Origin of the sequence: Gloeocapsopsis crepidinum LEGE 06123 (assembly GCF_015207655.1) — a bacterium.
In the GTDB taxonomy this organism is placed as follows: Bacteria; Cyanobacteriota; Cyanobacteriia; order Cyanobacteriales; family Chroococcidiopsidaceae; genus Gloeocapsopsis; species Gloeocapsopsis crepidinum.
Genome location: NZ_JADEWN010000027.1, coordinates 55,738 through 62,879, shown reverse-complemented (window position 1 = coordinate 62,879; position 7,142 = coordinate 55,738). Strand labels below are relative to the sequence as shown.

Sequence of the window (7,142 nt, the reverse complement as noted above, 5' to 3'; positions counted from 1 at the left end):
CTGATTGAGGTGTCACCTTGTGTGTATGCCTTAACTATTTTTTCTCGCAAGTCGAGCGAGTACGGTTTCATTAGACTTCATTTGTGTACTCCTCTTACTGTACCTCATAAACTTGCAATAGGCTGTATTTATTAATTTTTTCAATAAACTGAAAATTTAAAAAAGACAAAATACTTAATTTATTACCTGAATACGACAGATAATTCATGATACATTTTTATAAATAAATACTGTTCTATTGATATGCGTTTTACATTCTAAAAAAGATGCGTAGCCTGCATTTTAACTGATGAAAAAGCACAAAAACGCAGTGAAAATACTTAAAAGCTTTGAAATTCACCAAGCTTAAGACTTGCCTAACGATTAGTGTTATTAAGCTTCATTAGAATTCATGCATAAGCTGAGGTTATGACAAAAAGAATTAACCGAGGTTAACTGCACCGATCAGTGACGTAAGTGCGGCAAAAATTACCCACGGTGACTACTCACTGCTAGCAACACCTACTCTTTGATTGAAGTCATTATTTTCTCTGTTGCAGGTAGCTTATTGAGAATAGGTATTGGCGTAGGGGTGTACTTGTATATATTGGTGTTTCCGTATTCCTAGATTACGCCTTGTTCTTCATTGCAACGGTGATACTCTCGATGGCGTTGATGTGCATCAACTGATGAAGCTAGTGTTCCACTAAACTTGCTAAGACAAACGTCAGAATAAAACAAGCAACTGCAACGGAAATAGTGAATAGGTTCATAAGTTTCGATTCCTCACGCAATTTGACAAACTTTATCGAGCTTTACAATCTATGGAGAATCTTACTCAGTTTTTGTTTTCTGTCACTGCCGGAAAGTGCGATCGCAAAACTCATACACATATGTGGTAATGCAAAAATGTGCCCGCAAACTGCACGCCATCGATTCCAAGATCGTATTACTCGTGACGTGGGATAGACACGCCAAAATCGATTCACTGAACACACCATATCATCGCCTAATGCCGTGACTTCATGCCACCAGCACATAGGAATATAAAGCGTTTCACCTTGCTTAAGGATAACTTCATATCTATGCTGAAGTGCAATTTTAAAGCGGGGAAATAATTCAAAATCTGGTTGTGCGAGTGAGACGCGACTGAACCAAGAACGTAACTTTAAACCGTAGCGTATATGATTATAAACGGGAAATGGATAGAGATTATATGTCTGAGAAGGAGGAAACAACACGACTCTTTTCTCACCATACATCTGCATCAGTGTACCGTCTACAGAGTCATAGTGTAAACCTGATGTGTGTCCCCCAGGTCCCATATATAAATTAAAATCAGTCGCGGGCTTGGTTAAACCGAGTTGATTGCCAATAACTTTTAATGCCGGTGTCTGTGCCAGAATAGTATCTTTTAAAGAACATTTACCTAAATAGATGTCATTTTCATGCGCAGTGCGATCGCGTAACAATTCGGCATACTCGGTAAACGGCATACTTTGCAAAGCCACTCCACTACCAATATTTTTCCAATTACGCTTATCTTGCTGATACCTAGAACTGCCGTAATTCCTAAACAAAAATGTTTGCTTGCCTAATTTTTCGCATAGATAGTCTAAATTCCAATCAATCGTGGCTAATAAACCAGTGATAACAACTGGCGTACCTGTTTTCTGATACTTTTCGATAAAGATATCTGGTGTTATCTCAGTAATATCAACGCTTGCTATGGAATCGAGTGCTTTGACCATTTGCCAAATTCATAACTTATTTATTTTTTACTCTATAATGCCAAAACTGCAGTTGATTGATAGTTGCTTTTTATTAAGGTGTGTTCGTATATGTCAAATTTTGTTCAAAAAACCTTGTTATATGCTACTCAACAGCGAAAAAATATCTTTATTAAGAAAACTCGCAACGCTTTAAGTTCGCAAGAACAATTCTTAATTAATCTTTTACATTTTCATAAAGATACAGAGCTAGGAAAAGAGTATTTGTTCAACGACATTACTACTATCGAGCAGTTTCAACGGCGGATTCCGATTTGGGAATATAGTGGTTACGAACTTTATATCCAGCGCATGGCACAAGGTGAAAAGAATATTTTGACACCTGATCCTGTCGTGTATTTTAATACGACAAGTGGTTCAACCGGAAAGCAAAAATTAATTCCGGTTACACAACACTTTCAAAGTACATTGAGAAGAGCTAATTTAACAAGTATTGGGTTCCTCGATACAGCGCTGCGATCGCGTAGTTTAAAGTTTGGCAAATTATTAGTGACTAACACAGCAAACATTACTGGGCGCACTACAAGTGGAATTGCATACGGTCCTGGAGGTACAGGAGTGATGCGGATGAATAAAATGTTGTATCAACAGTTATTTGCGCATCCATATACACTACTTGAAGTTTCTGATAGCATGAGCCGACATTACCTTTGTTTGCTGTTTGCGTTAAGAGATGCATCAATGCGAGGAATGATTGCTAACTTTCCCATGCTTGTTTTACGTACTTGTCAGTATTTAGAACACTATGCTGAAGATTTAATTCAAAATTTAGAATTTGGAGAAATTGCCAGTTGGTTGAAGTTAGAATCCGAAATCCGTAATGCTTTAGAAAAGCAGTTTTTTGCTGCACCAAGCCGTGCGGCTCAACTTAAATCAATATTAAAAACTAATGGTAAACTTACTCCAAAACTTGCTTGGTCTAACTTATCTTTTATTGCAACAGCACGCGGAGGAACATCAAATTTTTACTTTGAAAGATTTCCTGATTACTTAGAAAATACTCCCGTATTTGGTGCGGTCTACGCTTCAGCCGAAGGGACATTTAGTATTTATTCTGATCTCAATACAGATGGTAGTATTTTAGCGCTTGAAAGCGGCTTTTTTGAATTTGTTCCTCAAGATCAGTGGGAAGAAGCACAGCCTAAAACATTGCTGGCTACAGAAGTAAAAGTAGGTGAATTTTACCGCATACTAATGACAAACTATAGTGGTTTGTACCGCTATGACAATGGGGACGTTGTAGAAGTTGTAGGTTTTTATAACAAAACTCCTTTAATTACTTTTCGATATCGTCGGGGAGGTTTACTGTCTTCTACTACCGAGAAAACCACTGAGTCTCATGCAACGCAAGTCATGCAAGCTTTACAACAAGAATTTGGTGTAGCCTTAGAGGACTTTTGTATTACTTTAACTGAAAATGACTTTCCAGCACATTATTTAGTCAATATTGAATTGATCAGCGATCGCCCACTGAGTAACCCACAAGCATTTTTAGCAAGATTTGACCAAAAGCTTCAAGAAATTAATGTGTACTATGGTGCAAAGCGTCGAGATCAAGTACCACCACCGCGATTACGTATTTTAGTGCCTGGGAGTTTCGCGATTATTCGTCAACGTCAATTACAAAAAGGAATTCCCGATTCTCAACTGAAATTTCCCCACATCAGCGAAGACCGCAACTTTCTTTCAGGACTTGTCGTAGAACAGGAAGTTAGACTACCAGAGGATGTCTAGAAAGTAAAAAGAATAAAACTAACCATTATCTTGTGGTAATTCTGCCATCATTACCAAACAAAATAAGTGGAATTGCGATCGCGGCAGATAAACTTGCGGCAGTGTAAAATACAGATGGTAATCCACTGCTGTCTAACACAGGACTCAGAAGAATCGGAGAAAAGAATTGTCCTAAAAATCCTGCACCTGTTCCTAATGCTAAGATACTCGAACGCAGGTTTACGGGTGCAACATCTGCTAAGGCACTGTAAAGACTAGGTAGGACAATCCCAAAGCCTGCCCCAAAAAGCCCTGCCATGAATAAAATCAAGTAAAGTTGTTCTAGTAGCGGCAGTGTAGCTAATGTTACAGCCATGAGTGCAAACCCTACTGCGGTAGCCCGTGCTGTACCTAAAGATTGTAACAAGCGTTGAGCGGCGAATGCAGAGATAATTGCAGCTCCAATAGCTCGTGCTGCCAGAATAATACCATTAAGTGCTGCACCAGCATTCATAGTTGCTTTGAAGTAAAGTGGTGCATAAATCACAACAGTATACATGACAATTGATGCCACACCGAGAGTTAGCAGTAGCCCTACAACGCGGCGATCGCCTAAAACGCGACCAAGTTTGTTGCTAGCTATTTGATTTACTTTCGTTGGTTGTGTCTGTTGACGCAACATGACCACGACAACGACTGCTAAAGGAATTCCAAGACTGTATAGCCCAAAAGTAAAGCGCCAGTTAATATTACCTAGCCAGCCTCCGAGTAGCGGAAATAGAATTCCGGCAATTGTTAAGGTAGTTGTTGCGTAAGCTAACGCCTGCGATCGCTGTTGACCATCGTACATATTACCAAGCAAACCAAGACTAGCGGCAGCAATTCCTCCGCTCGCAACACCCAGTAAAGCTCGACTCACTAATAACGGTAAGATACTCTGTATGATTGCACCTACTGTACCAAAGAGCGCGTATAGTAGTAGTGAAGGAACTAACACCCATAATGAACCAACTTTATCTGCCAAAATACCCAGCAAAGGGCTAGATAGTGCGATCGTTAAGCAATGTATACTGACTAAGTGCGCTGCGACACTAGGGTCAAAATGCAACTGCTGGATCATGTCTGGCAGAATAGGTGCGATGACTCCTCCTGTCATTGTTGTCAATGAACCAGCAAGCAACAGCACTATGAGTTTGGGGTCACGTAACATTAACTAAATATCAGCATCTTTAGTAACTATAAGCTAAATAGATATAACCTGCGCTAGATGCTTGACGAATCAAGTTACGCATTTACATTTTGGTTTAGTTGCTATAAATCCGATTCAGCCTCTGCAATAAGTGTCCGCAGTGCGATAACGTTGACGTCGTAGAGGTCTCGCCAGATCTGTGCTGCAGCTTCCTTAAGAAAGGTGTGTAGAATCGTTGTGCTAATCCCCGCATTATTTACTAATACGTCTAGCCGACCGTGGTATGATAGTATTTCGGCAACCAAAAGACGAACTTGGTTTTGATCAGCAAGATCAGCCTGGGAATAAGATGCACCAAGATATGCTTTCGCCAGCGCTTGACCAACCATTATTGAAGATGTGGAATGAAAAGCGATAGTAAAGCTGTCCTCGGCAAGTTGTTTTGCGATCGCCATCCCAATACTAGATGTCGAACCAGTGACAAGAGCAACTCTCTTCTATCTTCGATCGCAACATTCATTCATAGATTTTTCTTCAATGTAATAGAGTTTTTATACTCGACATAATTACTATAATCATATTCTGCCTAAGCAATCGCGATCGCTGGACGCAGATAACCTTTGCATTTCAACCCGTATATTGAGGCGTTCCGTTGCAGCCTGTTTGTTATGCTACCGTTACAAATGAGATTCAATTAGCACCTCCGGATAATCAGGCGAAATCCTTTCGAGCAGAGGTTCATCTTTACCCAAAAGATACTTGTTGAAAAATACTAGTGTGTATGCATTGATAATCTGAGTTGCTCGTTTAGGTTCAATTGAACCAATTGCTTGAGTTATCTGGGATTTTTCTTGAGTGGTTGAATGTGCTGAGAAAGCAGGCAAAATTGATCCAAAATCCATAAACGTCGTGTGTTTAGTGCCTTCTATCATTAATCTGTAAGCGTTCGCTCCTAGGCGTTGATAAAATGTCTGCAACGCCTCATCTGCTCCATCGTGAGACATCACCATCAAAGGACAATTCAAACTGTCTTTATTTCCACTACTGAAGAAACTACCATAACTACCCCCATCCATATTAATTCCTGCTTTTAAGCGGCGATCGCGTTTCATTGCTTCGATTGCAGTATCTCCACCTAGCGAATGCCCAAAAATAGCAACCCGACTTAGATCTAAACGTCCAGTTAGAAGACCTTGAGGATCTTTAGTATTGATGCGTTCTAATTGATTCAGCACAAAGCTGACATCTTCTGCTCGAATTTTAACCGCCTGATTAAAAACTTGTTGTTCGGTTTCACTGTTAGCAGATGAAAAATCAAACGTAGAGGATTGAGTAATGACTTGTCCATCTGGAAACAAGACTGGTGCTTCATAAGTAGGATTGATCGCTACAACAACATAACCATGACTGGCAAGCTCCTCAAGCTGCCTTGTGTAGAATTTAGGCGTTGCTCCAAAACCAGGCAAGAAAACTATAACAGGATAGCGCGAAGCACCAGCAAACTCTAATTTTGGTATAGCATTTGTCTGAATGGTTCGAGTAACAACCTGAATAAATTGGTCAGGTGATACACCAAAGCTAGATCCCATTTCCTCAGCCGTAGCTAATGCAAAGCCTTCATCGATATATGGGGCTGTTGTTGCTTCTCGATCCGTTCTGGCAGGATACCAAACATAGACGACTAATTCACGGAGATTGGTTGGTCTTGGAGTTGTAGCTAAAGATTGAGTTTGCAAATCGTAAATCTCAGCACGATAAGTTTCTCGACGAGAGTTGTCAACCCAGTAGTAAGTTGTTGTGCCTACCTGGTACTGACCGCTGGGAGCAGGTAACTGAAAGGTGAATACCTGACTTGTTGATTTCAACTTGGTACATCGTTCATCTGAAAAAGCAGACCAACTCCGATCCTTTCCCATTTTTTCCCACAAAGCGCGAAACTCTGTGTCATTGTCTCTAGTGATGGTTTGTCTAACTTTTAACTCTCCAGTCAGTTGGTTGGCGGAACCGAAAAACCTTAACTTGTTTGATTCCCATCCACTACTTTCAACTTTTACAAAAGTTCCATCTCCTGTAAAGGCGTATCGTTCAATTTTGTTATTGACCAATCGCCAAAAATCGTTGGAAACTTTGTTTTGCCCTACTTGAACAAAACCAACTAGCCATAAGCTGTTCAGACCCTCTGCAACTGACCAACGAAAAACATTATTTGGAGAGCCTTGAATTCTACATTCCCAAGTACCTTTGAAAAATGCGACTTCACTTAAGTTAGCTTTTGAAGGTGTATTGCTAGCCTGACTTGTATTGATAAGTGTAAATATTAATACTAAAAATACCACTAACAAGAAAAAACGTATGGCTTTCACAGTTTACTTGTCCCTCGTATAAACAAAATGTTTCTTATATTACTGGTTTAGCTATATTATTAGTTTTAGCTGACCCATAATCTTGACTAGGCTAATAATATTTTTCTC

4 protein-coding genes and 1 pseudogene are annotated in these 7,142 nt (G+C 39.8%); 1 reads left to right on the top strand and 4 read right to left on the bottom strand.

Going from position 1 to position 7,142, the window contains the following annotated elements:
* Nucleotides 1–794 precede the first annotated feature (794 nt).
* Nucleotides 795–1,730: a cupin-like domain-containing protein gene (locus IQ230_RS12540; RefSeq protein ID WP_193932324.1), complete on the bottom strand. Its 936-nt coding sequence runs from the start codon at nt 1,728–1,730 to the stop codon at nt 795–797.
* Between the two features lie 90 nt (nt 1,731–1,820).
* Here IQ230_RS12540 and IQ230_RS12535 point away from each other — a divergent pair, with 90 nt between their 5' ends.
* Nucleotides 1,821–3,503: a GH3 auxin-responsive promoter family protein gene (locus IQ230_RS12535; RefSeq protein WP_193932323.1), complete on the top strand. Its 1,683-nt coding sequence runs from the start codon at nt 1,821–1,823 to the stop codon at nt 3,501–3,503.
* A 25-nt stretch (nt 3,504–3,528) separates the two neighbouring features.
* Here the strand turns inward: IQ230_RS12535 and IQ230_RS12530 are convergent, their stop codons facing one another.
* The 3 genes and pseudogenes from IQ230_RS12530 to IQ230_RS12520 all read right to left on the bottom strand — a co-directional run bounded on the left by IQ230_RS12530 (nt 3,529) and on the right by IQ230_RS12520 (nt 7,034).
* Nucleotides 3,529–4,668 carry an MFS transporter gene (locus IQ230_RS12530; protein WP_322742398.1) on the bottom strand — a complete coding sequence of 380 codons (1,140 nt, stop codon included), beginning with the start codon at nt 4,666–4,668 and terminating at the stop codon, nt 3,529–3,531.
* A 125-nt stretch (nt 4,669–4,793) separates the two neighbouring features.
* Nucleotides 4,794–5,153, bottom strand: a pseudogene (locus IQ230_RS12525) (SDR family NAD(P)-dependent oxidoreductase); the annotation flags it as partial.
* 195 nt (nt 5,154–5,348) lie between these two features.
* Nucleotides 5,349–7,034 (bottom strand): alpha/beta hydrolase family protein, encoded by a 1,686-nt coding sequence (locus tag IQ230_RS12520; protein ID WP_322742397.1) that lies wholly within the window; start codon nt 7,032–7,034, stop codon nt 5,349–5,351.
* Between the last annotated feature and the right edge of the window lie 108 nt (nt 7,035–7,142).

Coding starts and splice junctions, on each gene's coding strand:
- IQ230_RS12540 (WP_193932324.1), bottom strand. CDS start 1,730: ATGGTCAAAGCACTCGATTCCATAGCAAGCGTTGATATTACTGAGATA.
- IQ230_RS12535 (WP_193932323.1), top strand. CDS start 1,821: ATGTCAAATTTTGTTCAAAAAACCTTGTTATATGCTACTCAACAGCGA.